Origin of the sequence: Mycolicibacterium palauense (assembly GCF_002592005.1) — a bacterium.
GTDB lineage: Bacteria > Actinomycetota > Actinomycetes > Mycobacteriales > Mycobacteriaceae > Mycobacterium > Mycobacterium palauense.
Genome location: NZ_NVQF01000014.1, coordinates 25168 through 51899, shown reverse-complemented (window position 1 = coordinate 51899; position 26732 = coordinate 25168). Strand labels below are relative to the sequence as shown.

Genomic DNA, 26732 nt, shown 5'->3' with positions numbered 1-26732 from the left:
ACCCGACGAAAACAATGAGGGACAACGATGTCTGAGCAGGCTTTGTACGGTGCTGCCCCGTCGGCGAACGAGCAGAACAAGCCGCGCACCAAAGTACGTACCCATCATCTGCAGAAGTGGAAGAGCGAAGGCCACAAGTGGGCCATGCTCACCGCCTACGACTACTCGACCGCCCGGGTCTTCGACGACGCCGGCATTCCGGTGCTGCTGGTCGGCGACTCGGCGGCCAACGTCGTCTACGGCTACGACACCACCGTGCCGGTGTCCATCGACGAGCTGATCCCGTTGGCGCGCGCGGTGGTCAAGGGCGCCCCGCACGCGCTCGTGGTCGCCGACATGCCGTTCGGCAGCTACGAGGCCGGGCCGGCCCAGGCCCTGGCCACCGCGACCCGGTTCATGAAGGAGACCGGCGCACACGCGGTCAAGCTCGAGGGCGGCGAGCGCGTCGCCGAGCAGATCGCCACGCTGACCCAGGCCGGCATCCCGGTCGTCGCGCACATCGGTTTCACCCCGCAGAGCGTCAACGGGCTGGGCGGTTTCCGCGTCCAGGGCCGTGGCGACGCCGCCGAGCAGACCATCGCCGACGCGATCGCGGTCGCCGAGGCCGGCGCGGTGGCCGTGGTGCTGGAGATGGTCCCCGCCGAGCTGGCCACCCAGATCACCGGCAAGCTCACCATTCCGACCGTCGGGATCGGCGCCGGACCCAACTGCGACGCGCAGGTGCTGGTGTGGCAGGACATGGCCGGCATGACGTCGGGCAAGACCGCCCGGTTCGTCAAGCGTTTCGGCGAGGTGGGCGGCGAATTGCACCGCGCAGCATCGCAGTACGCCGAAGACGTGGCCAGCGGCGCTTTCCCCGCCGAGGAGCACTCCTTCTAGCGGCCGCCCGCGGCAGCGTCAGCCGAACTGCGGCGGCCGCTTGCCCAGGAACGCCGCGATTCCCTCGCGACCGTCGGGTGAATCGGCGTTCGCGGCGATCAACCGGCCCTCGAGTTCCATCTGCGTCTCGATGCCGTTGTCGAACGTGGCCAGCAGCAGCTTCTTCACCGCGGAATGCGAACCCAGTGCGCCACCGGCGATCTGGGTGGCCAGCGCGTCGGTGCGGGAGCCGAGTTCGGCGTCGTCGACGACCTCGTTGACCAGTCCCCATCCCGCGGCCTCGGCCGCGTCCAGGCGCCGGTTGGTCAGCATCAGGTCGGCCGCCCGGCGCACACCGACGATCCGCGGCAGGTAGTAGGAGGCGCTGCCGTCGGGGCTGAGCCCGGCGCGGGTGTAGGCCATCGTGAACGACGCCGAGGACGCCGCGAGGACCAGGTCACCACCGATCGCCAGGGAGAATCCGGCGCCCGCGGCGACCCCGTTGACCGCGGTGATCACCACCGCGTCCATCCGTGCGAACGTCGAGATCGCCCGGTGCAGGTCGTCGGCGATGCCCTTGACGAACGGCCCGGGGCCCAGCGGAGAGGCGTCCATCGCCTTGAGATCGCCGCCGGCGCAGAAGAATCGTCCCGCGCCGGTGAGCACCACCACCTTGGCGTCGGACCTGTCGCAGCGGGCCGCCGCGTCGGCCAGCTCGCGGGTCATCACGTCGTTCATCCCGTTGGCGGCATCGGGGCGGTTCAGCGTGATGCGGGTGACGGGGCCGGACTGGTCGAACAGCAGGGTCTGGTACTCGGTCATGACGTGACGTTAACCGGTGCCAACTGCAGCCGGTCGGCCGTCCCCCGGCGCAGCGCCTGGAAGTCCCCCTGGTAACCGAGCAGACGCAGCGCGGCGTCGCCGACCGACCAGCACGCCTCCGGCAGGCAGAAGCCGTCGTCGGCGCGGCGGTTGACCACCGATTCGACCAGCCGGAACGGCAGGTCGTCGGCGTGCGGGGGGCCGTCACACTCGGCGGTCACGGCGGCGGCCAGGCTCCGGTAGTGCCCGCGCAGCAGCTCGCGGCGCTGCCGGAACTCCGCGAAGCGCGGCACCCGCAGCTCCGGCAACAGGTACAGCACGCCCAGGTTCCAGCGCCCGCGGCACAGCTGCTCGGCGTCGAAGACGATCAGGATGTGCAGGCGTTGCGCCGGTGAGCCGGCCTCGGCCAGCAGCTCGGCGGCCAGCCGCAACGGCGCGTCGAGCGTCTGCGCCAGCAGCGCGTCGAGGATGTCGTCCTTGGTGGCGAAGTGGTGGTACAGCGATGCCTGCCGGATGCCGACCGCGTCGGCCACCGCACGCGTCGAGGTGTTGGCATACCCCTGGGTGGTGAACAGTTCGCCGGCCGCGTCGAGGATCTCCTCGCGCGCGGTGGCACCCGGACGGCGCGGCTGCACCAGTCTCGGGCGGCCGCGGCCATCGCGATTCATAGCGGAATCCTGCCCCATCACCGGCCGCCCCGTGGCGCCTCGCGGTTGTTGGGGAATCTCTCGGTGTCTCTAGATCCGGCCGGCCAGGTAGTCGGCGCGGCAGGCCGCCCGCGCCAGCTTGCCGCTGGTGGTCCGCGGGATGGTGCCGGCGGCCACCAGCCGCATGTCGGCGACCGGCAGGGTGTGCACCCGCGATACGGCGGCCCGCACGTCGGCCACGACCGGTCCGGCGTCGGCCCGGCCGGCCCCGGGCGCGCGTTCGGCCACGACGACGAGCTGCTCGCCCGCCTCGCCCGGCACGGAGAACGCCACCGCGTAACCGCTGCGCACCGCCGGCGAGGCCTCGGCCACCGTCGCCTCGATGTCCTGCGGGTAGTGGTTGCGGCCGTCGATGATCACCAGATCCTTGATGCGCCCGGTGATGTGCAGCTCGCCGTCGATGTAGACGCCCAGATCGCCGGTGCGAAGCCAGGTCGCCCCGAAGGCGGAGCCCTCGGCGTGGCTGCCCAGTGGCAGCCGGGACTGCAGCTTGTTGGCGAAGGTCAGCTCGGTCTCCTGCGGGCGCTTCCAGTAGCCGCGGCCGATGTTGTCACCGTGCAGCCAGATCTCGCCGACGCGGCCGTCGGGCAGCTCGGCTTCGTTGGCCGGGTCGACGATGACCGCCCACTGGCTGCGCGCCACCTTCCCGCAGGACACCTGGGTCACCGCGTTGGGCGCGTCGGGCGCCACCCGCACGGCGGTCCCGGCGCCGAGCTCGTCGCGGTCCAGGTGCACCGGCTTGGGTGCCGCGCTGGGATCGACGGTGGAGACGAACAACGTGGCCTCGGCCATCCCGTAGGAGGGCTTGACGGCCTGGGGAGGCAGGCCGTAGGGAGCGAACGCGGCGGTGAACTTCTCGATGGACGCCATGCTCACCGGCTCCGAGCCGTTGATCAGCCCCGCGACGTTGCTCAGGTCGAGCTGCTCCCCCGGGCCGGGCAGGCCGCGCTGGGCGGCCAGCTCGAAGGCGAAATTCGGTGCGGCGGCGAAGGTCCGCCCGCCCTCGGCCCGGGAGCCCAGCTCGGCGATCCAGCGCGCCGGGCGGCGCACGAACGCCATCGGCGACATCAGCGTGATGTGCCCGCCGCACAGCGCCGGGAACATGATCATCAGCAGTCCCATGTCGTGGTAGAGGGGCAGCCAGCTCACGCTGCGGATGTCCCGGTCCAGCCCCACCGACATGATCATCTGCAGCACATTGGTGCACACGGCGCGGTGGGTGATCTCCACGCCGGCGGGGGTCCGGGTGGAACCGGAGGTGTACTGCAGGTAGGCGATGTCGTCGGTGTCCAGGAGCGGGGCCGTGAACGACGCCCCCACCGAGTCCGGCACGTCGTCCACGGCGATCACCCGTGGACGCAGATTGCGCGGACGCGTGCGCAGGAACGTCTGCACCGGGGCGGCCGCGGCGGCGGTCGTCAGCACCACCGTGGGTGCGGCGTCGGTCAGGACCGCGTCGAGCCGCTCCGCGTGACCGGGCAGCTCCGGCGCGAACAGCGGCACCGCGATCATGCCGGCCTCGATGGCCGCGAAGAACGCGACCACGTAGTCGACGCCCTGCGGGGTCAGGATCGCCACCCGGTCACCGGGCTCGGCGATCTGCTGCAGCCGCGCGGCGACCGCACGCAGCCGGTCGCCCAGTTGGGACCAGGTCAGCTCGACGGCATGACCGTCGCGATCGTGGCTGTAGTCCAGGTAGCGGTAGGCGGTGTGCCCGCCGAGCGCGGCGATGTTGCGATCGAGGTACGACGTCAGCGTCGTACCCGCGGGCAGCGCGATGTTGCCCTCGGCGTCGAGGTAGTCCTCGAGCTGCAGTACGGTCGTCCCCTTGCGCATAAGAGCATTTTAAGAGATGGCCTTAGAAATCCGCCAAGAGTCCAAAGTCCTCTTCATGTCGACCGCATGTCGACCGGTCGCCATCCGGACACATCACCCTGAACTCGGCGACGTCGGCCGTTCACCTTGCTGTGGCAGTCTGTTCACGTCCTCACACCGCCCACAACCGTCCGCGAAGGTGGAAATGCCCCCCGAAAGCGCAGTTCAGAAGGCTAAAGCTGCTCGTTTCACCGAGATCGAACGCAAGTACGACGTCGGGGAGTCCGCGGTGTCCCCGTCCTTCGAGGGCCTGGCCGCGGTGGCCCGGATCGAGCGTCCGCCGTCACAGTCCCTCGACGCTGTCTACTTCGACACAGCCGGCCACGACCTGGCGGCCCACCGTGTGACACTGCGGCGCCGCACCGGTGGCCCGGACGAGGGCTGGCACCTGAAACTTCCGGCCGGACCCGACGCGCGCACCGAGGTCCGCGCCCCGCTGGACGCCGCGCCCGACGAGGGCACCGTCCCCACCGAGTTGCTCGACGTGGTGCTGGCCATCGTGCGCGACCGGCCGCTGGCGCCGGTGGCCCGCATCCGGACGCAACGCTTCGTGCAAATGCTCTACGGCGCCGACGCCGACACCGAGGACACCGGGGGCAGCGCACTGGCCGAATTCTGCGACGACCACGTGACCGCCACCGCCGGCGAGTCCGAGCAGCAGTGGCGCGAATGGGAGCTCGAGCTCGTCGGCTCCACCGACCGGGCGCTGCTGGACCGTCTGAGCAACCGTCTCCTCGATGCCGGGGCCGCACCGGCCGGTTCCGGGTCCAAGCTGGCCCGGGTGCTGGCCGCCGCGACGCCCGCCGACGCCCAGGCCGCCCGTCCCGAGCCCGGCGACCCGGTCCACCGGGCCGTCGCCGAGCAGGTCGGCGAGCTGATCACCTGGGACCGTGCGGTGCGCTCGGACACCTACGACTCCGTGCACCAGATGCGGGTCACCACCCGCAAGCTGCGCAGCCTGCTCAAGGAGTCCGAGGAGTCCTTCGGCCTCACCGACGACTCCTGGGTGCTCGACGAACTCCGCCAGCTGGCGGCGATCCTCGGTGTCGCGCGCGACGCCGAGGTGCTGGCGGAGAAGTACGAGAACGCGCTCGACGAGCTGCCCGTCGACCTGATCCGTGGGCCGGTGCGGGAACGGCTGGTCGACGGCGCCCGGCGTCGTTACGAGGTGGGGCTGCGCCGCTCGCTGGCCGCGATGCGCTCCCCCCGCTACTTCCGGCTGCTCGACGCCCTGGACGACCTGGCCACCGCCGAACCGCTGCCGGCGCCCTCCGGTGAGGAGCCGGCGCCGGTGACCATCGACGCCGCCTACCGCCGGATCCGCAAGGCCGCCAAGGCCGCCAGGGCCGCCGCGGCCGCCGCGGCCCCCGACCGTGACGAGGCCCTGCACCGGATCCGCAAGAGCGCCAAGAGGTTGCGCTACACGGCGGCGGCCACCGGGGCCAGCCAGGTGTCCAACGCCGCCAAGACCATTCAGACCCTGCTCGGCGATCACCAGGACGCGGTCGTGAGCCGTTCGCACCTGGCGCAGCAGGCCGAGGCCGCCCACGGCGCCGGTGAGGACACCTTTACCTATGGCCTGCTCTACCAACGCGAGGACGACCTGGCCGACAGCGCCCGCGAGCAGCTCGACGCCGCGCTGAAGAAGTTGAACAAGGCGGTACGCAGGAGTTCCTGACGCACCGGGTAGCTTGACCGACGTGAGGACCACCCCGCAGCCGCTAGATCGCCCGTGGCGGCGGCCGGGCCGGTTGCGCTACGCGCTGACGCGTGTTCGTGGTCTCGTGCGCCCGCCCGTCACTGTGTACGAACCACCGGCCGACCTCGTCGACGAGCGCGATGTCGCCGTGCCGATGCGCGACGGTGTGATATTGCGGGCCAACGTGTTCCGCACCCCCGACGGCGACCGAAAGCCGGTCGTCGTCTGTATCCACCCCTACGGCAAGGACGATCTGCCGCGCCGGCGCGGCCGACGGTGGGCCTATTCGTTTCAGTACCGCGTGCTGCGGCAACCCTCGGCCGTGCGGTTTTCGTCGCTCACGGGTTGGGAGGCACCGGATCCCGTCTGGTGGGCCCAGCACGGGTTCGTCGTGGTGAACGTGGACCTGCGGGGCTGCGGCCGCTCCGAGGGCACCGCGCAGCTGCTCTCGCCCCAGGAGGGACGTGACTCCCACGACGTCGTCGAGTGGGCGGCACGGCAACCCTGGAGCGATGGCCGGGTCGCCATGCTGGGTGTCTCCTATCTGGCCGTCAGCCAGTACGCCGCTGCGGCGCAACGGCCGTCGGGACTGCGCGCGATCGTTCCGTGGGAGGGTTTCACCGACGTCTACCGCGATTTCGCGTGTCCGGGCGGCGTTCGGGAGACGGGGTTCATGCGGGTCTGGGGCGCCGTCCTCGGCCGCACCATCCGGCAGGCGTACGACCTCGCGGCCGTGCAGCGCAGACATCCGCTGCGCGACGCCTTCTGGGAGTCGCTGGTCCCCGACCTCAGCCGGATCGACGTGCCGATGCTGGTCTGCGGCAGTTTCTCCGATCAGGCGCTGCACAGCCGCGGATCGATGCGCGCGTTCGCCGCGGCGTCGAGCCCGCACGCGCGGCTCTACACCCATCGCGGCGGCAAGTGGTCGACCTTCTACTCCGAGCAGGCACTGCGGGAGCAGCTCAGGTTCATCCGCGCGGCCCTCGACGATGCCCCACCCACCCGCTCCGTGCGGCTGGAGGTACGCGAGGACGCCGGTACCGTCCACGAGATCCGCGAGGAATCCGAGTGGCCCCTGGCGCGGACGCGGTGGCGCCGGCTGTATCTGAGCGCCCCCGGGCAGCTGGCCGACGATCCGCCGGATACGTCCGGAAGCGTGACCTTCGGGAATCGTTCGAGCGCCGCGGCGTTCACCTGGACCCTCGCCGAGGACACCGAGATCACCGGTCCGATGAGCGCGCGCCTGTGGCTGGGGACGGACCGCTGTGATGACCTGAACATCTTTGTGGGCGTGGAGAAGTGGCGCCGAGGACGATTCGTGCCGTTCGAAGGTTCGTTCGGGTACGGACGGGATCGCGTGGCCACGGGGTGGCAACGGGCGTCGCTGCGTCGGCTCGACCGGAATCTGTCTCGACCGTGGGAGCCCGTACCGACCTGCACCGACCCTCGTGTGCTGCAACCGGGTGAGATCGTCACCGTCGACGTCGCCCTGGGCCCGTCGGCGACCATGTTCCGCGCCGGCGAACAGTTGCGGCTCGTGGTCGCCGCGCGCTGGCTGGCGCCGAGCAACCCGTTCTACGGCTCGCTGCCGTCGCGGTACGCCCGTTCACCGCGGGGGCGCACGACCCTGCATTGGGGCCCCGGGCGCGGCGCTCATCTGCTGATCCCCGAGGTGGGCGAACGAGTTGGCCTGTAAGCCGGATTCTGTTCCGCGCACCGGGTGCGCGGCGGCGACCATCCATCTGGGCACTCCGTTGCCGGGTGCCTCAAGCGGCCTACCCGCAGGCTCGGGCGAGCGACCCTCGAACGCCTGCGCAGTCGTGCCGGGCACGACCTCTTGGCCTTGCTTCGGGTGGGGTTTACCAAGCCGTCCCGGTCACCCGGGGCGCTGGTGCGCTCTTACCGCACCTTTTCACCCTTACCGTTTCCGGCGGTCTGTTTTCTGTGGCACTTTCCCGCGAGTCACCTCGGATTGCCGTTAGCAATCACCCTGCTCTGTGAAGTCCGGACTTTCCTCGAATCACCCCCGGCCTGCCAGGCAGGCCGGCCGACGATCCGCGGCCGCCCAGCCAACTCGTTCGCGCCGATAAAGGTACACCCTGGCCCGGCGGTCAGGCCGCGTGCCGCCTGACCAGCTCGATGCGCAGGCCCCGCTCGACCTCGCCGCCGTCGATCCACCACCGCCCCGGCAGCAGCGGCGGGGCGGTCGACCGGTACACCGCGCCGGTCGGGGTGCGGAACTCGGCGGTGTGCCGGCCCGTCTCGCCGACGCCGGTACTCACCGACCAGCCGCGCGCCTCCTTGGTGTAGTTGCAGGCCTCGCACTGCCCCTCACCGTTGGCCGCCGACGTGGGACCCGCGCGGGCGTGGGGCCTCACGTGGTCGGTGTGCCGAATGGGGGCGTCGCAGTACGGCGTTCGGCAGCGCTGATCACGCAGCCCGATGAACCGGGCCAGCCCCTTCGGGAAGGTCCGCGACCGCGTCTCCATCGCGACCAGCGCCCCACTGGCCGGTTCCGCGTAGAGCCGGCGCAGGGTGGCCCGGCTCGCCGGATCGGTGAGTGCGTGTTCGATGAGCCGGCAGGCGATCCCGGCGGGGATCGGGCCGTAACCCGAGACGGTGGCCGGCTCCGGCCCGCCGGTCAGGGTGTCGTCGCTCAACACCAGGTTCACCGCCACCGGCGTGGCCGCCGCGGCGGTGCGTCCGGTCACCCGTTCCACCAGGGTGTCGGCCATGACCTGGCCGCGGCTCCGCCCGTCGGCGTTGGTGTCGGCCTGCCGTTTGAGTGCGGCGTACACCGACACGCCCTGGGCGACCGGCAGCAGGGCGGTCACGTAGGTCATGGTGTCCGGGGCCGGCCGAATCGAGACGTTGCGTTCGGCCTCGGCCCGGGCCGCCCGGTCGACCACCGCGTGCGGGTCGAGGCGGTAGGCGATCGCCTTGGCCGCCGCGGCCAGCCCGGCGTCGCCGACTCCCCGCAGGGACGCGACGTCCGCGCACAGCTCGCTGTCGAGGGTCCGGCGATCCTCGACGTCCAGGCAGGCCGATTCCCGCACGACGATGGTGGCCCGCCACTCCGAAAGCTCCCCCTGTTGCAGGGCCGCCAGCGTGTGGGGCATCTCGTGCACCAGGGCCTTGGCCAGGCCGAGATGCCGGTTGCCGCGGAAGGGCGAATCACTCCGCGCCAGCGCCACCTCGGCGGCCAGCCCGCGGCACTGCCGCGCCGCCGGAACCCCGCGCTGCGCCTCGGCGGCCCGGCGCAACGTATCCAGCCGGGCGGTCAGCTGCGCCTGCCGGGCCGCCGCCGCGGCCTTGAGGCGTTCGAGCCGCGCGATGCCCTCGACGAGGGCGGCCTCGTCATCCCAGCCGTCCCGGGCCAGATCGGCCACCGCGCGTTCGAACATACTTTCGATACTAGACCGGCCCACCGACGAGCCGGCCCGAACGGGCAACCACCCGCCCCGCCTAATCCCGTCGCCGCAGCATGATGATGTTGTCCAGCAGCGTCGCCTCCTGGCCGTCGGGGCCCAGGACGCCTTCGCGCTCCGCACTGTCCACCCGCACACGCTCCCACCGCTGCCCGTCGAGACCGAGCCCGTCGACCACCTCCTGAGGCGACGGGAAGTCGTGCACGTGCTTCTTCAGCCCCTCCGCCCACGGCGGGGCCGCCCCGTGGTCGACGATCAGCAGGACGCCGCCGGGGGCCACCGCGTCTGCGGCGCGGCGCAACACCGCGGCCCGGTCCATGGACACCGGTGAATGCAGGAACTGCGCCGAGACCAGGTCGAAGGTGCCCTCCGGAAAGCTCTCGGTGAGGTCGTGATGCTGGAAGTCGATGCGGGCGGCCAGGTCACCGGCGTCCTCGGCTGCGCGCTGCAGCGCCGCATCGGAGATGTCGACCGCCACCACCTGCCAGCCTCGCTCGGCCAGCCAGCGCGCATCGCCGCCCTCGCCGCAGCCGAGGTCGAGCGCACGCCCGGGCGCCAACCCGTCGGCCATCTCGACCAGCCGGGCATTGGCCCGCCCGCTCCAGACGCGGTGCGACTCGCCGTAGCGCTCGTTCCAGAGCTGGCGTGCGTCCGTGGTCTCCGACATCGCATTTCCTTTCCGAAAGCCCTCGCCGAGATCCTCGGCGCCGATGACATCCACGATGCCCCGGCCTTGGAAATGTGGCAACATGGTTTGCCATGCAGGCAAATCAGTCGACTCGGTCGACCGAGGACGGCGTCGACCTGCGGGTCCGGCGTCGACTACGTGAACTGCGCACCCGCCAGGGGCTGACCCTCGACGAGGTGGCCGGGCGGGCCGGCATCGACGTCTCCACCCTCAGCCGGCTCGAATCCGGAAAACGGCGGCTGGCGCTCGACCACCTCCCGCGGCTGGCCGCGGCACTGTCGGTCAGCACCGACGATCTGCTGCGCGAACCCGAGCACCCCGACCCCCGCGTCCGCGGCAGCGCCCACACCCGCAACGACGTGACCTTCTGGCCGCTGACGCGCCACGGCCCCGCGGGCGGCCTGCACGCCTTCAAGATTCGGGTCAACCCACGGCGCGCCACTCCGCCCGACGACCTTCCCGTCCACGAGGGCCAGGACTGGATGTACGTGCTGTCCGGCCGGATGCGACTGATCCTGGGCGAACGGGACCTGGTCATCGAACCCGGCGAGGCCGTCGAGTTCACCACGTGGACACCACACTGGTTCGGGGCCGTGGACGGGCCCGTGGAGGCGATCATGATCTTCGGCGCCCAGGGCGAACGCCTCCACCTGCACAGTTAGAGATAGGCGGTCTGGTTGACCAGCCGCACCGAGGCCACCCCGTCGGGGTAGAACTCCGCGATGGACAGCGAGGCCAGGTCCAGATGCAGCCGATAAAGCATCGTCGGCCCGGCGTCCAGCGCCATGCGCAGCATGGTCTTGATCGGAGTGACGTGGGAGACCACCAGCACGGTGGCACCGCCGTATTCGGCGATGATCCGGTTGCGGGCGCGGCGAACCCGGGTGGCGACCGCGTCGAAACTCTCCCCGCCGGGAGGCGCGACGCTGGTGTCGCGCAGCCACCGGCCGTGCGTCTCCGGATCGGACGCCGACGCCTCGCCGAACGTCAGACCCTCCCACTGCCCGAAATCGGTCTCGGTGAGGTCCTCGTCGACGGTGACGTCGAGGCCCAGCGCCTTCGCCGACGCCGCCGCGGTGTCACGGGCCCGCTGCAGCGGCGAGGACACCACCGCCGTGATCCCGCCGCGCGCGGCCAGATAGTCCGCCGCCGCGTCGGCCTGCCGGCGCCCCAGCTCGGTCAGCTCGGGGTTTCCACGGCCGGAATAGCGCTTCTCCACCGACAGCCCGGTCTGGCCGTGGCGCAGCAGCAGCAACCGGGTCGGCACCCCGCGGGCACCGGTCCAGCCCGCCGGGTTGACCGGCGTATGAGTGCTGGTCCTGCCCTCCGTTGAGGTCGGGGTCGCCGGGTCGGCCGAGGACCCCGCCGGGTCCGCAGCCGCATCCACCGCCGCCGAGTCCACGGCCCTGCCCATCGCCGCCGAGTCCGCGGCCGCATCCATCGCCGCCGGGTCCGCGGCCCTGCCCATCGCCGCCGGGTCCGCGGCCGCATCCATCGCCTCATTCGCCAGCCGGTCGGCATGGGCGTTCTGCGAGCGGGGAATCCAGCGGTAGGTCACCGAGTCGAACCGCTCGGCCAGCGCCCTCGCCTGCCGGTGCAGGTCGGCCAGCCCGGAGTTCTTGACCTTCCAGCGACCCGCCATCTGCTCGACCACCAGCTTGGAGTCCATCGACACCTCGACCTCGTCGGCGCCCAGCCCGGCCGCCTCCTCCAACCCGGCGATCAGCCCGCGGTATTCGGCGACGTTGTTGGTGGCGTGTCCGATCGCCTGCCTGCTCTCGGCGAGGACGGTCGAGTGGTCCTGCGACCACACCACCGATCCGTATCCCGCCGGACCGGGGTTGCCGCGCGAACCGCCGTCGGCCTCGATGAGAACCTTGATGATCCCGTCTCCCTGCCTTGACGCTGAAGCCCTGACGCTGAGAAGCCTTGACGCTGAGATGCCCTGACGCTTATGCCTTGACGCGCAACAGAATCGCCCCGCACTCGGGGCAGCGCAGAACCTCGTCCTCGGCGGCCGCGGAGATCTTCGCCATCTCCCCCCGGTCGATCTCGATCCGGCAGGCGCCACAGCGGTTGCCGCGCAGCACACCGGCCCCCACCCCCGACGAGGCGCGCTGGCGTTCGTAGAGGGCGAGCAGGTTGGCCTCCAGCCCCGCGGCGAGTTCCTCACGCCGGGCCTGGCACTCGGTGCGTTTCTGCTCGACGTCGGCCAGCGCGGCGTCGCGGGCCTGCCGCGCGGCGTCGAGGTCACCCTGCAGTGCCTCGATCGCCGCCCGCTCCGCGGCGGCCTGGCCCGCCAGCTCCTCGCGGCGCTCCATCACCTCCAGCAGCGAGTCCTCCAGCGACGACTGCCGGCGCTCCAGTGTCTGCAGCTCATGCTGGAGTTCGCCCAGTTGCTTGGGATTGACCCCGGCCGAGTCGAGCAGGGAGCGGTCCCGATCCTCGCGCTGACGCACGGCGTCGATCTCGGACTCGAACCGGGAGACCTGCCCGTCGAGGTCCTCCAGCGCGATCCCGGCCACCGCGGCACGGTCGGTGGCCTCCTGATGCTCAGCCTGCAGCTGCTCGTAGCGCTGCTGCTCGTCGAGATGGCCCGCACGATGGGTGATCCGGGCCAGTTCGGCGTCCAGCTCGGCCAAATCGAGCAGTGAACGCTGTTGTGTCACTTCGGCTTTCATCGTGCTCTCATCTCCAGCTCTCCTGATTGTCGCGCCGGTGGGCACCGAGGGTCCACGGGTCGGTGCGGATATCGCTGACCCGCACCGCAAGCCGCTCGCCGAACCGCTCGCGTAGGATCCCGGCGGCCTGCTCGCACCACGGTTGCTCACTGGCCCAGTGCGCCACGTCGACCAGTGCGACACCACCGGCCCGGCGGTGCTCGTCGGCGGGGTGATGGCGCAGGTCGGCGGTCACGTAGGCGTCGACTCCGGCTCGGGAGACGGTGTCCAGCAGGGAATCCCCGGCGCCACCACAGACCGCCACCCGCGACACGGTGACGTCGGGATCCCCGGCCGCGCGGACCCCCCACGCGGTGGCGGGCAGCCGGTCGCCGACGCGATCGACGAACGCGCGCAGCGGCTCGGGCTCCGGCAGCCTGGCCACCCGGCCCAGCCCACAGCCCGAGGGCAGCGGCGCCAGTTCCAGCACGTCGAAGGCCGGCTCCTCATAGGGGTGGGCGGCGCGCATGGCGGCCAGCACCGCCGGGCGCAGCCGCGACGGCGCGATCACCTCCACCCGGTCCTCGGACACCTGTTCGACCGTGCCGATGCTGCCGATCGCCGGGGAGGCCCCGTCGTGCGGGAGGAACTGCCCGGTCCCGGTCACGCTCCAGCTGCACTGCGAGTAGTCCCCGATCTGTCCGGCCCCGGCGGCGAACACCGCCGCGCGCACGGCCTCGGCGTTCTCGGCGGGCACGAAGATCACCCACTTGTCCAGCCCGGGCGCCGCGCCGGCCGGCTCCAGCACACCCTCGACGGTCAGCCCGAGCGCGGCCGCCAGGGCGTCGGACACACCCGGGTCGGCGGCGTCGGCGTTGGTGTGGGCGGTGTAGAGCGCCCGGCCGGTCCGGATCAGCCGGTGCACCAGCGCACCCTTGGCCGTGTCCGCGGCCACCGTGTCCACCCCGCGCAGCAGCAGCGGATGGTGCGCCAGCAGCAGTCCGCCCTCGGGGACGTCGTCGACCACGGCCGCGGTGGCATCGACGGCGACGGTCACCGAATCCACGGTCTCGCCGGGATCACCGCAGACCAGACCCACCGAGTCCCAGGCCTGCGCCAGGCTGGTCGGATAGGCCCTCTCCAGCACCTCGATGACCTCGCCCAGCCGCACACTCACACCTCGAACCCTAGTGCGCCGGGAATCGGGGACAATGGCGGCGTGACGGAAGTGCTCGCCACCGGCGCACCGCAGCTGGTGATCTTCGACCTCGACGGCACCCTGACGGATTCGGCCCAGGGCATCGTGGCCAGTTTCCGCCACGCCCTGGCCCAGATCGGCGCCGAGATCCCCGACGGGGACCTGGCCGGCCGGATCGTCGGCCCGCCCATGCACCAGACGCTGGCCGGGCTGGGCCTGGGCGAGCTCGCCGACACCGCGATGGCGGCCTACCGGGCCGACTACACCAGCCGCGGATGGGCGATGAACAGCCCGTTCGACGGAATCCCCCAGCTGCTGGCCGACCTGCGCTCGGCGGGGGTGCGCCTGGCCGTGGCGACCTCGAAGGCCGAGCCGACCGCCCAGCGCATCCTCGAGCACTTCGGGCTGGCCGGGTTCTTCGAGACGATCGCCGGCGCCGGCCCGGACGGCAGCCGGGCCTCCAAGGCCGAGGTGCTCGCCCGCGCCCTGGAACACCTGCAGCCGCTACCCGAGCGCATCCTGATGGTCGGCGACCGTTCCCACGACGTCGAGGGCGCGGCCGCGCACGGTATCCGCACCGTGGTGGTGGGCTGGGGCTACGGCCGCGCCGACTTCGTGGAGAACCCGGGGCCGGCCCTGCCCCCGTACCGGCACGTGGCGACCATCACCGACCTGCGCGGGGTGCTCGGTGTCTGATTCGCTGCACGTGACGTTCGTCTGTTCGGGCAACATCTGTCGCTCCCCGATGGCCGAGAAGATGTTCGCCCACCAGATCGCCCAGCGCGGGCTCGGCGATCTGATCCGGGTCACCAGCGCGGGCACCGGTGGCTGGCACGCCGGCGACGGCGCCGACCACCGGGCGGTCCGCGTGTTGCGCAGCCACGGCTACCCCGCCGACCACGTCGCCGCCCAGGTCGACGACCACCACCTGTCCGCCGACCTGGTGGTGGCGCTGGGACGCAACCACGCACGGCTGCTGCGCCAGCTCGGCGTCGACGACGACCGGCTGCGCATGCTGCGCAGCTTCGACCCCCGGTCCAACGCGCACCCCCTCGACGTGGAGGACCCCTACTACGGTGACCTGGGCGACTTCGAGGACGTGTTCTCCGTCATCGAGGCGTCACTGCCCGGTCTGCACGAGTGGGTGGACACCCGACTGGAGGCCGGTGCGCAGTGAGAATGATGAAGTTGCGGACGCTGGGGTTCCTGCTGAAGCCGGGGTGGATCGCGCTGGCCATCGTGGTGGCGGCGTTCGCCTACCTGTGCTTCACCGTTCTGGCGCCCTGGCAGCTGGGCAAGAACACCAGCACCTCGCGGGAGAACAACCAGATCAGCGCCGCGCTGGACGCCGAACCGGTGGCACTGACCTCCCTGCTGCCCCGGCAGGACTCGGCGGCGCCCGACGACCAGTGGCGCCCGGTCACCGCGACCGGCCGCTACCGGCCCGACCGGCAGGTCCTCGCGCGGCTGCGGGTGATCGAGGGCCAGCCGGCCTTCGAGGTGCTGGTTCCCTTCGACGTCGACGGCGGGCCGACGGTGCTCGTCGACCGCGGCTACGTGCGTCCCGAGCAGGGCTCGAAGGTGCCGACGATCGCCGCGCCTCCCGGCGATCGGGTCACCATCACCGGCCGCCTGCGCGACGCCGAGACCGCACCACCGGACAAGAAACCCTTCGTCCGGGACGGCTACCAGCAGGTCTACGCCGTGGACCCGGCCCAGATCTCCGCCCTGACCGGGGTGCCACTGACCGGTTCCTATCTGCAACTGGGTGACGACCAGCCCGGCGGGTTGAGTGTGATCCCACTGCCCCACCTCGATGCCGGACCGTTCCTGTCCTACGGCATCCAGTGGATCGCCTTCGGCATCCTGGCCCCGATCGGCCTCGGCTACTTCGCCTACTCCGAGATCAAGGCGCGGCGCCGGGAGCGTGCCCACCCGGTTCCGGGGGCGTCGCCGGAACCCGGCGGCCCCCCACCGTCCCCGGCCACCGTCGAGGACAAGCTGGCCGACCGCTACGGCCGGCCCCGCTGAGCGACGCCAGTCACCCGCTGCGTCCCGAGTGCCAGCACCACCGCCGCGCCGGCCTGCACCAGCCGGGACAGCGCGACGGCTCGGCGCAGGTCGACAACGCGCGGCGCACGCCCGTCGCCCAGGGTGGGACGGATCTGCAGTTCGTGGCGGTACTGGGTGGGGCCGCCCAGACGCACCCCCAGGGCACCGGCGAACGCCGCCTCCACCACCCCGGCGTTCGGGCTGGGATGCTTGGCCGCGTCACGAGCCCAGGCCCGCACCGCGGCCACCGGCGAGCCGCCGATCAGCGGCGCGCACACCGCCGTCAACACCCCCGCCAGCCGCGCCCCGGGATAGTTGGCGACGTCGTCGAGCCGGGCCGCCGCCCACCCGAACCGCAGGTACCGGGGCGAGCGGTGGCCGATCATCGCGTCGAGGGTGTTGATGCCGCGGTAGACCAGCGCCCCGGGCACGCCGGCCACGGCCACCCAGAACAGCGGTGCGACCGCGGCGTCGGAGGTGTTCTCGGCCACCGACTCCAGCGCCGCCCGGGTCAGCCCGGGGCCGTCGAGCATCGCCGGGTCGCGCCCGCACAACGACGGCAGCAGCTCGCGCGCGGCCTCCTCGCCCCCGCCGGGGGCCGCCAGCACGTCGGCGATGTGCGAACCCGTGCGCGCCAGTGAGGTGCCGCCCAGCACCACCCACGTCGCCGCGGCCGTCAGCGCCGCCTCACCCACCGGGCCGCAGCGGGCCGCAGCGCGGGAGGCGGCCAACCCGCCGGCGCCCAGTGCGGCCACCAGCACACCGACGTGCACTATCCCGGCGCCGCGCGCGTCGCGGTAGGTCAGCCGTTCCAGCAGGGCGGCACCCGCGCCGAAGCCGGCCACCGGATGTCCACGGCGCGGGTCGGCCACTGCGAGGTCGGCCAGGTAGCCCGCCAGCAGTCCGAGGGCACGGGCCTGCCTTCTGGGCGCAATCACCCCGGCAGCCTCTCATAAGTGATGTACTTCGCCCATGAGCAACACCACCGGGTGGCGGGAGTGAACCGCCGCCCGCGGCGAGTCGCCGATCTGCTCAACCCGGCGGCGGTGTTGGCACCGGCGGCCAACGTAATCATGCAGTTGTCCTCCCCGGGAGTCGGATACGGCGTGCTGGAGAGCCCCGTCGACAGCGGAAACGTCTACAAGCACCCGTTCAAACGCGCCCGCACCACGGGCACCTACCTGGCGGCGGCCACGATCGGCACCGCGGCCGACCGCCGGCTGATCCGCTCGGCCGTCGACGGTGTCCACGCCCGGGTGCGTTCGGGTGCGTCGAGCCCGGTGGCCTACAACGCATTCGACCCGAAACTGCAGTTGTGGGTCGCGGCCTGCCTATACCGCTACTACGTCGACCAGCACGAGTTTCTCTACGGACCGCTGCCCGAGGACGCCGCCGACGCGGTCTACGACGACGCCCGCCGGCTGGCCACCACGCTGCAGGTCCGCGACGAGATGTGGCCGGCGGACCGCGCGGCCTTCGACGCGTACTGGAAACGGTCCCTGGACGACCTGCACATCGACCCACCGGTGCGCCGGCACCTCAGGGGAGTCGCCGAGATGGCGTTTCTGCCGTGGCCGGTGCGCGCCCTCGCCGGACCGTTCAACCTGTTCGCCACCGCCGGTTTCCTGCCCCCCGAGTTCCGTTCCATGATGCAGCTGCGGTGGAGCGCCGCCCAGCAGCGCCGGTTCGAGTGGCTGCTGAGCGCTCTGCGGCTGGCCGACCGGGTGATCCCGCAGCGCCTCTGGGTCGACGGCTACCGTCTCTACCTGTGGGACATGCGTGTTCGCGCCCGGCTGGGCCGCAGAATCGTCTGATCAGCCCTGCCCGACCCGCCCCGTAGGAGTACCAATGCCGTTTCCACCCCTGTCCCACGTCGCGGTGACCGTGCGTGACCTGGCGGTCAGCACCCCCTGGTACCGCGCGTTGTTCGGCACCGACCCGGTGCTCGACGAGGACACCGACGCCGGGTTCCACCACGTCGTGTGGCTGCTGGACAACGACACGCTGTTCGGCATCCACCAGCACACCACCGCCGCACCCGACGAACCGTTCACCGAGTTCCGCGCCGGCCTGGACCACATCGCGTTCGGCTGCACCTCCCGCGACGAATTGCTGTCGTGGGCAACCAGGCTCGAGGAGCTGGGCGTCGAACACGGCGGCGTCGTCGACGCCCACTACGGGTCGGGATTGAGTTTCCGCGACCCCGACGGCATCGCCCTGGAGTTCTTCACTCCCGCCCAGTGACGGAGGAGCCGCTGATGACCGACATGATCCTAACCGCCCCCACGGTGATCACGATGAATCCCGGCCTGCCGCGCGCCGGCGCGGTCGCGGTGTCCGACGGCCGCATCGTCGCCGTCGGCTCCACCGAGGAATGCGCGGCCGCCCTGCCCGGCGCCGAGGTCGTCGACAGTGGCGCAGCCGCGCTGGCCCCCGGATTCGTTGAGCCGCACAGCCATCCGCTGATGAGCGGGATCGCCACCCAGTCGCCGGCCCGGTCGATCGCCCCGTGGGATGCGGCGAGCTGGGACGACGTGCAGAAAGTGTTCGCCGAGGCCGTCGCCGGCACCGATGCGTCGACGCCGCTGTGGTTCAGCGGATTCGACGCGCTGCTGCACGGACATCCCCAACCCGGCGCGGACGAACTGGACCGCATCTTCGGCGACCGCGTCGTCGTGGTCACCGACAACTCCGGGCACGGGGTGTACTTCACCACCGCGCTGATGAAGCGCTACGGCTGGGACACCAACCCGCCGGCGGACCCGGTGGCCGCCCACTACGGACGCCGCTCCGACGGCAGCCTCGACGGCCGTGGTTACGAGCTGCCGGTGCTCACCGCGGTGACCGGTCCGTTGATGGCCCAGATGGGAGATCCGCTCTCCAGCGCGGCGCAGTACTTCGCGCTGATGTCACGCGGGGGCTACACCTCCACCTCGGACATGACCTACGACCCGAAGTTCGCCGCCGGCTACGAGGCGCTGGCCGCGGCGCCGTCGTGCCCGCTGCGGGTCAGCATGTGGGAGATGTCGATCACCGACACCTACAGCGACCCGGTGTCGTTCGCCGCCGGGGAGGAGTGGCTGACCAAGTCCGGGGTCAAGCTGTGGACCGACGGATCGCCCTGGGTGGGCAACATCGCGATCTCCTTTCCGTATCTCAGCAGCGAGGCCACCCGCAACGCCGGTATCGATCCCGCCGTGGCCGGAGGGCCGCAGTCGATGAACTACAGCCGCGAGCAACTCGACGCGATCCTGGACCGCGCCGCGCCGGCGGGCTGGCAGATGGCCTTCCACGCCAACGGCGATCTGGCGATCGACCTCGCCCTGGACGCCTACGAGGCCGCCCTGACCCGGCACGGACTGATGGGCAGCGACCACCGGTGGCGTCTGGAGCACTGCGGTGCCGGCACCCGCCCACAGTTCGACCGGGCGGCGCGCCTGGGTGTGCACCTGTCGATGGCGCCGTTCCAGTACTACTACTGGGGCGACCTGCTCGACGGTCAGCTGTTCGACCACGAGCACGGCAACGAGTGGCAGGCATTCGCCGACGCCGTGGCCTCCGGGGCCTGCGTCTCCCTGCACAACGACGGCTCCGTCTCGCCGCCCACCCCGATCCTCAACATCGCCACGGCGGCGACCCGACGCACCCGGGCGGGCCACGTCCACGGTGCCGGGCAGGCCATCCCCCTGGAACAGGCGTGGCGCGCGCAGACCATCGACGCCGCGCGCACGCTGCGCCGCGATCACCTGGTGGGTTCGATCGAGGTCGGCAAGCTCGCCGACTTCGTGGAGCTCAGCGCCGATCCGTTTGCCACGGAGCCGACGGAACTGGCCGACGCCGTCGCGGTGGGCGGTACCTGGCTCGGCGGGCACCGCATCGATCTCGACGCCTTCCTCGGAGCTGTCGGCAAAGCCGACAACACCGCACACGCCCACCTGGCCGGCGAACGACAGACGGGCGGATGTTGCTGATGGTGTGACCGGGGCCGATGGTTTCAGCCGGTCGCCGACAAACCGCGCCCAAAGGCCGCCTAAAGGCACAGCGAAGCACCTCCGGGGGTTAATCTGGCTTCCCAGGAGACTCCGAGAATGGGGGTTCGGTGATTCCGAAACGTTCCTCACCCACGCTGACCTGGATGCGTGTGACCGCCGTGGCCTTCGGGCTGGGCGTTGCCGTGGCCTCGGGGCAGGGCGTCGCCGTGGCCGACTCCGACAGCGACACCGGCACCGCGGCCGCCAGCAACGGCGGCCAGGGCGGAGACACCGGCGGGTCCGCGGCGGATTCCGGGTCGGCGACCGACACGGGTTCGGGCGCGGGCTCGGGTTCGACCCAGGACTCCGACACCGGAGCCACCAGCAACGACGCCGAGGCGGGCACCGGGGACAGTGCCGCTGCCGAGGCTGCCGCTGAAGCCGCCGCCGAAGCCGAGGCCGCTGCCGAAGCCGGCACGGAGTCCGAGGCGGACCCCGATGCGGACTCCGGTCCCGATACCGCCTCCGATACCGAGGACGCCGACGGCACGGAGACCGAGGGCACCGAGAACACCGAGAACACAGCCGCGCCGACCGGGTCCGCCACCGAAGCCACCACCGAAGCCACCGAAGCCACCACCGGAGCCACCGAAGCCACCGCGGAAGTCACCGTGGAAGCCCCCGCCCAGGAGCCCCAGGCCCCCGAGGGTGCCGACGCCTCGAGCGACGCGGCGCCCTCGTCCGGACCCGACGCCGTCACCGCCCGGGCCCGGACCGCCTCCGCCGCGGCCGGTGAGGTCGGCGCTGACGAGGTAGCCGGTGATCAGGTAGCCGCTGATCAGGTAGCCGGGGCCGTGGGGGCCAGCACCGAGCCGAGCACCGACACCGGCGGCGAGACCGGTTCCGACGTCAGCGACACCGAGATCACCGGCACCGAGGACGCGGCGGCGACCCCGGCCACCGCCTCCCCGGCGGCGTCCCTGGTCACCGCGCACGTCACCGCCGAGCGGGTCGACACCGCGCCGCCGGCGAAGGCGCGGCCGGTCACCGCCGCCACCATCGTCGCCGACGTGCTGACCTGGATCGGCCTGGGACCGCTGGCCTCCGACCTTCCCGTCCCGGCCGTCCCGATGCCCCGGCTCGTCGAGATGCTGTGGCTGGCCGTCCGCCAGACCCAGTACACCTGGAACAACCAGCGCCCGACCGTACAGCCGACACTGCTGAGCCAGGACGGCGACGGCGTGGTTCGAGGTGAGCTCAACGCCACCGACTACGACGACACCCGGTTGACCTACACGGTGGCCGCCCAGGGGAAGTTCGGCACCGTGCTCGTCGACACCGACGGCAGCTTCACCTACACGCCCAATCCCGAGCTGACACCCACCGCCGGCACCGACACGTTCGCGATCGCCATCGACGACCTTCCGGGCAACCCCCGGCACATGCACGGCCTGGGGGCCCTGCTGGGGCTGGGCGGACCGACGACCGCGACCATCACCGTGGACCTGGCCGCCACCGCGAGCTTCACCCCGGCCGCCGCCGACGACACCGCGACCGGGTCCCCCGGCGCGGTGACGGTGCAGATGGACCCCGACGGACGCATCAGTGTCATCGACGGCACCTTCACCGACGCCCGCGTGTACGACACCGGCGACGCCGCCGGCCTGCTGAACACCCTGGCCGGCCTGCTGGGCGCCGAAAACGGTTTCGCCGGAGCCGATTCCATCACCGTCCAGACGGTGGCGGCTCCGGCGGGCAACGCCGAGGAGTTCTACCGGCTCCGTGAGAACGTCGACGGAATCCCGGTGATCGGCAGCGAAGTCATCCTCGTCACCGACGGGGCCGGCACCGTCACCGGACTGTTCAACTACCACGACACCCGCCTGGGCACCGTCGACACCACACCGGACGCCGGGATCGGCGACGGCGCCTCGGCGGCCGCGCTGGCCGCCGCCGCGCTCGTCGACGCGCTGGGCGGCCCGCAGGCCGAGGCCGCCGCGCTCGTGGACCCTGCCACCGCCGACACCCAGCTCGTCATCTTCGCGGTCGACCCGGACACCGCTCCCCAGCTGGCCTGGCGCGTCACCCTGCGTTCGACGGCCGCCGCCGAGGAGGCGGGCAACTCCATCGGCGCCACCTACTACCTGTACGCTAATGGCGAGCAGGCCGGTCGGGTCATCCGCAGCACCTCGAACATCCAGGCGCTGTCGGCCCCGACCACCAGCGTGGGCACCGACCTGCTCGGCGACAGCCGCGAACTCAACGTCACGCGCGTCACCCAGTGGTTCTTCTCCTCCTACCGGCTCGCCGACGAGCAGCGCAGCGTCGAGACCTACACCACCGCCTACGGGTTGTTCGGCTGGGGCGGACCGGTGATCCCCGGAGATCTGGTGAAGCGCTCATGGTTCGGCTGGAACGCCTCGGCGGTGTCCGCACACGCCAACATGGCCGCCGTCTACGACTACGTCGACACCGTCCTGGGTCGCGACTCCTTCGACGGAAACGGCGCGACCGTCATCTCCTCGGTGCGCTACAACCCCCGCGACACCCTCGACGACTACCTCATCGGCTACAACAACGCCTTCTGGGACGCCGACGCCCAGCAGTTCGCCTTCGGCAACGCCGGGGAATTGGAGGCCGCGCTGGACGTGGTCGCTCACGAGTTCTTCCACGGCGTGACCAGCCACGTCGTCGGCAACGGCGGGTCGGTGCTGGACTACGGCGAGTCCGGTGCGCTCAGCGAGGCCTACTCCGACATCATGGGCAACCTGGTGGAGGGCAAGTCCGGCAGCGGCGCCTGGTTGATCGGTGAGGACTCCGCACGGGGTGCCCTGCGCAGCATGGCCGACCCGTCCTCGGTGGGCGCGAACTACCGCACCTACTACTCGAACCGCTACACCGGCACCCTCGACGACGCCGGCGAACACTGGAACAGCACCATCTTCAGCCACGCCGCCTACCTGATGATGACCGATTCGGACACCGCGGCGGTCTCCTCGCAGACCTGGGCGCGGGTGTTCTACCAGTCGCTGTTCCGGCTCGGCGCCGACGCGGTGTTCACCGACGGCCGCGCCGCGGTCCTCGACTCGGCCGCCGACCTGGGCTTCACCCCCGCCCAGCTGCAGGCGATCCGGGACGCCTTCGACACCGTGGGAATCGCCGGGAGCGCCTCGACGGCCGGCCCCGAGGCCCTGCTGGTGGGCATGTCGTGACCGCCGGTGTAGGCCGGCGGGCACGACGGGTATTCCCGGTGCCATGATCAAGACCATCCTCGGCACCGCCGGACAGATCTCCGAACAGTTCCTCGTGGGGCTCGGCGGACTCGTCGGTATCCGGGCGGGCACCGAGGAACCGCACTACCTCGCCGAGCCGCTGACCCCCGGCGTCGAGATCCGCCGCTACGGACCCCGGATCGCCGCCGAGACCACCGTCGACGCCGACGAGGAAAGCGCCCGCAACGCCGGCTTCCGGCGGCTGGCCGGCTACATCTTCGGCGGCAACCGCCGCTCGACCAAGATCGCCATGACCGCGCCGGTGGCGCAGCAGGGCGAGAAGATCGCCATGACGGCCCCGGTGGCGCAGGCGACCGGGCCCGGCGGCGCCTCGGTGATCCGGTTCTACATGCCGTCCAAATGGTCGCTGCAGACCCTGCCCGAACCCGACTCCGAGGATGTCCGCCTCGTCGAGGTGCCCGCCGAGACGTTCGCGGTGCTGCGGTTCACCGGCGACCGCAGCCCCTCGGCGATGGCGGCACAGACCGCAGTGCTGCTGAACACGCTGCGCAAGAAGGAGATCGAGGTGACCGGCGAGCCGGTGTCGTGGTTCTACGATCCGCCGTGGACCATCCCGTGGCGCCGGCGCAACGAGGTTGCCGTGCCGGTGAACGCCGCGTGAGCCTCGACGCAGTCGGCGGCTCCGGTTCGTCTCTGACCGAGCGCGCCGCCGCGATCCGTGAGGCGGCCGCGGCGACGCTGCAGGAGCTGGCGGCCGGCGCCTCGATGTGCACGATCGCCAAGTCCGGCAACGCCTTCCCGGGCGGTAAGTACCACGAGGGACGCGCATTCGTGGCCGGGGAGGTCACCCGCGCCCTGCGCCGCGGGCTGCGGCCCGAGGAGGCGATCGAGGCGGCCCGGCGGCGTTGGGACGTCGTCGCCCCGGCCGCGCGCGGCGGTGGTACCGACTGGTCGGCCTACCGCGAGGGCGGCGACGACGCGCTCGCCGATCTGGGCGGCTGACCCGCGTGCCCGAAGCACCCCCGCCACCGCCGACCACGACCGCCCGCACGGTGGCCCGCCTGCTCCTGGCCGGCGCCATGATCTTCGCCGGCCTCGGCCACCTGTTCTGGGCGCGCCAGGAGTTCCAGGCGCAGGTACCCGGCTGGGTTCCGATGGACCCCGACGGCGTCGTGATGGCGTCCGGGGGCGTGGAGATCGCACTCGGTGTCGGGCTCGCGGTGCTGCGCCGCGACCGGGTGCTCGTCGGGCGACTGCTGGCGGTGTTCTTCGTGCTGGTCTTCCCCGGCAACCTGGCCCAGTTCCTCAACCACACCGACGCCTTCGGCCTCAACAGCGACACCAGCCGATTCGTGCGACTGCTGTTCCAGCCGGTGCTGATCGTGTGGGCGCTGTGGGCCACCGGGATCCCGCGGCGCAACCGGTAAGCGGACCGGCGCGGGACGGCCCCGGATGCCTGCCATGCCAGCGTCACCGAGCCGTTCGCCGAACCGCCTCCGGCCGTTGTCGTGACCTTCGCCCCTACCAGCCCCGTCGCGACTCTGGCACGGTCAAAGGACCGGGCGCGCGGTGTCGCCCAGGTGAGCGACGGCGTTCGGAGCAGGTGATGGGGCGTGGGTTCGTCCCCCCCCGGGGCCGGCGAGAGGAGCCTCCCGTGCACGAATGGGACCGGGTCGTCCGCCACCAGGCCCTCGCCGGCAGCACGCAGCGCAAAGCGGAGGGCCGCGCGCTGCGGGCCGAGGTGCCGCTGACGGCGCTGGCCGAGGTGCCCGCTCAGTCCGGTCGCGCCGACCCGATGTCGATCCTGATCGGGCAGGACCAGGACAGGGTGCCCGAACTCGTGCCGATCCGCCACGGGCGGATGAGCGCGAGCCCCTTCGCCTTCTATCGCGGCTCCGCGGCCATCATGGCCGCGGACCTGGCGTCGACACCACGAACCACCGGGCTGGACGTCCAACTCTGCGGCGACGCCCACCTGTCCAATTTCGGGCTTTTCAAGGGCCCCGACCGCCGATTGGTCTTCGACGTCAACGACTTCGACGAGACCCTGCCGGGCCCCTTCGACTGGGACCTCAAGCGGCTGGCGACCAGTGTCACGATCGCCGCGCGCAGCCTGGGTGTGTCGCGCTCCAAGGCGGTCGCCGCGACCCGCGCCGCGGTGGCCCAGTATCGCAAGACGATGGCGACGGCGATCCCGGTCAGCCCGCTGCACCGCCAGTACTACCGCCTGGACTACGCATCGCTGATCCCCAAACTCGGGACGGGCACGCAGTCACGGCGCAATGCCCAGCGGGCCGCCGACAAGGCTGCCGTCAAGAACAGTCTGCGCGCCTTCGACCGGCTCACCGAGGCCGTGGACGGCCAACCGCGGATCAAGGCCGATTGGCCACTGATCACCCGGTTCGGCGAGGACTACATCGACCGGGAACTGGGACGTCTGAAGGACTTCCTGTTGGGGTATCTCGACTCCCTGCCCCTCGAGCATCAGCTGCTGCTTCGGCGCTATCGGCTCGTCGACGTGGCACACAAGGTGGTCGGGGTCGGCAGCGTCGGCACCCGCTGCCTGATCCTCTTGCTGGTCACCGGCGACGGTGCGCCGCTGTTCCTCCAGTTCAAGGAGGCGGTCACCTCGGTTCTGGAAGCGCATCTGGGTCCGAGCGCGTTCCGGCAGGCTGGTGAACGGGTGGTTCGAGGCCAGCGGCTGATGCAGTCGACGGGGGATATCTTTCTGGGGTGGTCGCGCTACGAGCGTCCGACCGGCCACCGTGACTACTACTTCCGTCAACTCTGGGACGGCAAGGGATCGTTGGTGGTCGAGGACATGGGCGCCAAGATGCTGCAGCGCTACGCCGCTCTGTGTGGCGGCGCGCTGGCCGTCGCCCACGCCCGCACCGGCGACCCGGCGATGATCGCAGGCTATCTGGGCGACGACGAGATCTTCGACGACGTCATCACGACCTTCGCCGAGGCCTATGCCGACATCGCCGAACGCGACTACGCAACGCACGGTGCCGCCATCGACCGGGGCCGCATCGCCGCCACGTGTGACCTCGGCTGAGCCGACGAGCGACGGACGTCACCGGCGGCTGGGCCGGCGGCTGGGCGGCTGGGCCGGCGGCGATACCGACGCGCGTGCGACGGCGGAAGCTCTCCCCCGCCCCGCCCGAACGAGGTGCTACCGACCTGACCCGACAACCGATTTGGCGGCGATCGACCACACACGACCCAGACACAACCTGCCGACGCTCTCGGACACGTGGCATGGCTGCCGACCGACAGCGGTTGGGCCGTCCTCGAACCGGGACGGAGGGGCCGCGGGCGGCAGTGGACTGCACAAACCTTGGTGGGCGCGGAGGGTATCGAACCCCCGACCGCTGGTGTGTAAAACCAGAGCTCTACCACTGAGCTACACGCCCGTGCGCTGGCAGGTTACACGCAGCGCCGCCCCGGCCCCAAAACCTCGCCGAGACTGCACGTTGTGACGGGCCCACTCGCGCGATGCGTACAGAACCTGCAGTTTGGGCGGCGGGTGAGTCGGCGG

At 71.5% G+C, this 26732-nt stretch carries 23 protein-coding genes, 1 tRNA gene, 1 other RNA gene and 1 pseudogene; 15 read left to right on the top strand and 11 right to left on the bottom strand.

The annotated features are described in order from the left end of the window. Nucleotides 1-27: 27 nt before the first annotated feature. Nucleotides 28-879, top strand: a complete 852-nt coding sequence (gene panB / locus CSR00_RS08220) for a 3-methyl-2-oxobutanoate hydroxymethyltransferase (protein WP_099021898.1) — start codon at nucleotides 28-30, stop codon at nucleotides 877-879. 18 nt (nucleotides 880-897) lie between these two features. Here the strand turns inward: panB and CSR00_RS08215 are convergent, their stop codons facing one another. The 3 genes from CSR00_RS08215 to CSR00_RS08205 form a co-directional block, all read right to left on the bottom strand. Continuing rightward, on the bottom strand, nucleotides 898-1680 hold the full coding sequence (locus CSR00_RS08215) for an enoyl-CoA hydratase/isomerase family protein (RefSeq protein WP_099021897.1): 783 nt from the start codon (nucleotides 1678-1680) through the stop codon (nucleotides 898-900). Continuing rightward, nucleotides 1677-2348, bottom strand: a complete 672-nt coding sequence (locus CSR00_RS08210; protein ID WP_099021896.1) for a TetR/AcrR family transcriptional regulator — start codon at nucleotides 2346-2348, stop codon at nucleotides 1677-1679. The genes CSR00_RS08215 and CSR00_RS08210 overlap by 4 nt, the downstream gene beginning before the upstream one ends. Nucleotides 2349-2417: 69 nt before the next feature. Then, nucleotides 2418-4223 (bottom strand): fatty acyl-AMP ligase, encoded by a 1806-nt coding sequence (locus CSR00_RS08205; protein ID WP_176561959.1) that lies wholly within the window; start codon nucleotides 4221-4223, stop codon nucleotides 2418-2420. A 184-nt stretch (nucleotides 4224-4407) separates the two neighbouring features. On the opposite strand from CSR00_RS08205, the gene CSR00_RS08200 reads away from it, so the two are divergent. Together CSR00_RS08200 and CSR00_RS08195 are read left to right on the top strand one after the other, a co-directional pair. Next, a complete protein-coding gene (locus CSR00_RS08200; RefSeq protein ID WP_099021895.1) occupies nucleotides 4408-5940 on the top strand; it encodes a CYTH and CHAD domain-containing protein in 1533 nt (510 codons plus the stop codon). Between the two features lie 22 nt (nucleotides 5941-5962). Then, nucleotides 5963-7636, top strand: a pseudogene (locus tag CSR00_RS08195) (CocE/NonD family hydrolase); the annotation flags it as partial. A gap of 2 nt (nucleotides 7637-7638) precedes the next feature. On the opposite strand, the gene rnpB reads toward CSR00_RS08195, so the two are convergent. The 3 genes from rnpB to CSR00_RS08180 form a co-directional block, all read right to left on the bottom strand. After that, an RNA gene (gene rnpB / locus CSR00_RS08190) (RNase P RNA component class A) lies at nucleotides 7639-8038 on the bottom strand. A gap of 34 nt (nucleotides 8039-8072) precedes the next feature. Further along, nucleotides 8073-9365 (bottom strand): DUF222 domain-containing protein, encoded by a 1293-nt coding sequence (locus tag CSR00_RS08185; protein WP_099021894.1) that lies wholly within the window; start codon nucleotides 9363-9365, stop codon nucleotides 8073-8075. Nucleotides 9366-9426: 61 nt separating this feature from the next. Beyond that, nucleotides 9427-10056, bottom strand: a complete 630-nt coding sequence (locus CSR00_RS08180; protein ID WP_099021893.1) for a class I SAM-dependent methyltransferase — start codon at nucleotides 10054-10056, stop codon at nucleotides 9427-9429. A gap of 92 nt (nucleotides 10057-10148) precedes the next feature. On the opposite strand from CSR00_RS08180, the gene CSR00_RS08175 reads away from it, so the two are divergent. Continuing rightward, a complete protein-coding gene (locus CSR00_RS08175) occupies nucleotides 10149-10739 on the top strand; it encodes a type II toxin-antitoxin system RelB family anti-toxin (RefSeq protein ID WP_099021892.1) in 591 nt (196 codons plus the stop codon). On the opposite strand, the gene CSR00_RS08170 is transcribed toward CSR00_RS08175, so the two are convergent. The 3 genes from CSR00_RS08170 to CSR00_RS08160 all read right to left on the bottom strand — a co-directional run bounded on the left by CSR00_RS08170 (nucleotide 10736) and on the right by CSR00_RS08160 (nucleotide 13914). Continuing rightward, nucleotides 10736-11959: a bifunctional RNase H/acid phosphatase gene (locus CSR00_RS08170; RefSeq protein WP_099021933.1), complete on the bottom strand. Its 1224-nt coding sequence runs from the start codon at nucleotides 11957-11959 to the stop codon at nucleotides 10736-10738. The two genes, CSR00_RS08175 and CSR00_RS08170, sit on opposite strands and share 4 nt — an antisense overlap. A 70-nt stretch (nucleotides 11960-12029) precedes the next feature. Further along, on the bottom strand, nucleotides 12030-12758 hold the full coding sequence (locus CSR00_RS08165) for a zinc ribbon domain-containing protein (RefSeq protein WP_099021891.1): 729 nt from the start codon (nucleotides 12756-12758) through the stop codon (nucleotides 12030-12032). Between the two features lie 7 nt (nucleotides 12759-12765). Then, the gene (locus CSR00_RS08160; protein WP_099021890.1) at nucleotides 12766-13914 is read right to left on the bottom strand and encodes a Nif3-like dinuclear metal center hexameric protein; all 1149 of its coding nucleotides are present in this window, start codon (nucleotides 13912-13914) and stop codon (nucleotides 12766-12768) included. A gap of 42 nt (nucleotides 13915-13956) precedes the next feature. Between CSR00_RS08160 and CSR00_RS08155 the strand changes: the two genes are divergently transcribed. The 3 genes from CSR00_RS08155 to CSR00_RS08145 are packed head-to-tail and all read left to right on the top strand — an operon-like array spanning nucleotide 13957 to nucleotide 15966. After that, nucleotides 13957-14631 (top strand): HAD-IA family hydrolase, encoded by a 675-nt coding sequence (locus CSR00_RS08155; RefSeq protein ID WP_245905896.1) that lies wholly within the window; start codon nucleotides 13957-13959, stop codon nucleotides 14629-14631. Next, on the top strand, nucleotides 14624-15112 hold the full coding sequence (locus tag CSR00_RS08150) for a low molecular weight protein-tyrosine-phosphatase (RefSeq protein ID WP_099021889.1): 489 nt from the start codon (nucleotides 14624-14626) through the stop codon (nucleotides 15110-15112). Before CSR00_RS08155 ends, CSR00_RS08150 begins: the two co-directional genes overlap by 8 nt. Nucleotides 15113-15123: 11 nt before the next feature. Further along, nucleotides 15124-15966 carry an SURF1 family cytochrome oxidase biogenesis protein gene (locus tag CSR00_RS08145; RefSeq protein WP_099021931.1) on the top strand — a complete coding sequence of 281 codons (843 nt, stop codon included), beginning with the start codon at nucleotides 15124-15126 and terminating at the stop codon, nucleotides 15964-15966. On the opposite strand, the gene CSR00_RS08140 is transcribed toward CSR00_RS08145, so the two are convergent. Next, nucleotides 15948-16925: a cobalamin biosynthesis protein gene (locus CSR00_RS08140; RefSeq protein ID WP_099021888.1), complete on the bottom strand. Its 978-nt coding sequence runs from the start codon at nucleotides 16923-16925 to the stop codon at nucleotides 15948-15950. The two genes, CSR00_RS08145 and CSR00_RS08140, sit on opposite strands and share 19 nt — an antisense overlap. Nucleotides 16926-16946: 21 nt before the next feature. On the opposite strand from CSR00_RS08140, the gene CSR00_RS08135 reads away from it, so the two are divergent. From CSR00_RS08135 to CSR00_RS08100, 8 genes are all read left to right on the top strand, one after another. Next, complete coding sequence (locus tag CSR00_RS08135) at nucleotides 16947-17801, top strand: oxygenase MpaB family protein (RefSeq protein WP_099021887.1); 855 nt, start codon at nucleotides 16947-16949, stop codon at nucleotides 17799-17801. A 34-nt stretch (nucleotides 17802-17835) separates the two neighbouring features. After that, nucleotides 17836-18231 (top strand): VOC family protein, encoded by a 396-nt coding sequence (locus CSR00_RS08130; RefSeq protein WP_099021886.1) that lies wholly within the window; start codon nucleotides 17836-17838, stop codon nucleotides 18229-18231. Between the two features lie 14 nt (nucleotides 18232-18245). After that, a complete protein-coding gene (locus tag CSR00_RS08125) occupies nucleotides 18246-19958 on the top strand; it encodes an amidohydrolase (RefSeq protein ID WP_099021930.1) in 1713 nt (570 codons plus the stop codon). A gap of 164 nt (nucleotides 19959-20122) precedes the next feature. Next, entirely contained in the window at nucleotides 20123-23170 is a 3048-nt protein-coding gene (locus CSR00_RS08120) for a M4 family metallopeptidase (protein ID WP_099021885.1), read from the top strand. Nucleotides 23171-23213: 43 nt separating this feature from the next. Then, nucleotides 23214-23852 (top strand): SOUL family heme-binding protein, encoded by a 639-nt coding sequence (locus CSR00_RS08115; RefSeq protein ID WP_099021884.1) that lies wholly within the window; start codon nucleotides 23214-23216, stop codon nucleotides 23850-23852. Next, nucleotides 23849-24193 carry a hypothetical protein gene (locus CSR00_RS30615; RefSeq protein WP_099021883.1) on the top strand — a complete coding sequence of 115 codons (345 nt, stop codon included), beginning with the start codon at nucleotides 23849-23851 and terminating at the stop codon, nucleotides 24191-24193. Before CSR00_RS08115 ends, CSR00_RS30615 begins: the two co-directional genes overlap by 4 nt. Nucleotides 24194-24270: 77 nt before the next feature. Beyond that, the gene (locus CSR00_RS08105) at nucleotides 24271-24618 is read left to right on the top strand and encodes a DoxX family protein (protein ID WP_245905899.1); all 348 of its coding nucleotides are present in this window, start codon (nucleotides 24271-24273) and stop codon (nucleotides 24616-24618) included. A 227-nt stretch (nucleotides 24619-24845) separates the two neighbouring features. Then, on the top strand, nucleotides 24846-26249 hold the full coding sequence (locus CSR00_RS08100) for a DUF2252 domain-containing protein (protein ID WP_245905895.1): 1404 nt from the start codon (nucleotides 24846-24848) through the stop codon (nucleotides 26247-26249). Nucleotides 26250-26532: 283 nt separating this feature from the next. Here the strand turns inward: CSR00_RS08100 and CSR00_RS08095 are convergent. Continuing rightward, nucleotides 26533-26607: transfer RNA gene (locus tag CSR00_RS08095), tRNA-Val, on the bottom strand. Nucleotides 26608-26732 lie beyond the last annotated feature (125 nt).

Coding starts and splice junctions, on each gene's coding strand:
- CSR00_RS08130 (WP_099021886.1), top strand. CDS start 17,836: ATGCCGTTTCCACCCCTGTCCCACGTCGCGGTGACCGTGCGTGACCTG.
- CSR00_RS08205 (WP_176561959.1), bottom strand. CDS start 4,223: ATGCGCAAGGGGACGACCGTACTGCAGCTCGAGGACTACCTCGACGCC.
- CSR00_RS08105 (WP_245905899.1), top strand. CDS start 24,271: ATGATCTTCGCCGGCCTCGGCCACCTGTTCTGGGCGCGCCAGGAGTTC.
- CSR00_RS08200 (WP_099021895.1), top strand. CDS start 4,408: ATGCCCCCCGAAAGCGCAGTTCAGAAGGCTAAAGCTGCTCGTTTCACC.
- CSR00_RS08185 (WP_099021894.1), bottom strand. CDS start 9,365: ATGTTCGAACGCGCGGTGGCCGATCTGGCCCGGGACGGCTGGGATGAC.
- CSR00_RS08165 (WP_099021891.1), bottom strand. CDS start 12,758: ATGAAAGCCGAAGTGACACAACAGCGTTCACTGCTCGATTTGGCCGAG.
- CSR00_RS08125 (WP_099021930.1), top strand. CDS start 18,246: ATGACCGACATGATCCTAACCGCCCCCACGGTGATCACGATGAATCCC.
- CSR00_RS08210 (WP_099021896.1), bottom strand. CDS start 2,348: ATGAATCGCGATGGCCGCGGCCGCCCGAGACTGGTGCAGCCGCGCCGT.
- CSR00_RS08175 (WP_099021892.1), top strand. CDS start 10,149: ATGCAGGCAAATCAGTCGACTCGGTCGACCGAGGACGGCGTCGACCTG.
- panB (WP_099021898.1), top strand. CDS start 28: ATGTCTGAGCAGGCTTTGTACGGTGCTGCCCCGTCGGCGAACGAGCAG.
- CSR00_RS08215 (WP_099021897.1), bottom strand. CDS start 1,680: ATGACCGAGTACCAGACCCTGCTGTTCGACCAGTCCGGCCCCGTCACC.
- CSR00_RS08180 (WP_099021893.1), bottom strand. CDS start 10,056: ATGTCGGAGACCACGGACGCACGCCAGCTCTGGAACGAGCGCTACGGC.
- CSR00_RS08115 (WP_099021884.1), top strand. CDS start 23,214: ATGATCAAGACCATCCTCGGCACCGCCGGACAGATCTCCGAACAGTTC.
- CSR00_RS08135 (WP_099021887.1), top strand. CDS start 16,947: ATGTACTTCGCCCATGAGCAACACCACCGGGTGGCGGGAGTGAACCGC.
- CSR00_RS08120 (WP_099021885.1), top strand. CDS start 20,123: ATGCGTGTGACCGCCGTGGCCTTCGGGCTGGGCGTTGCCGTGGCCTCG.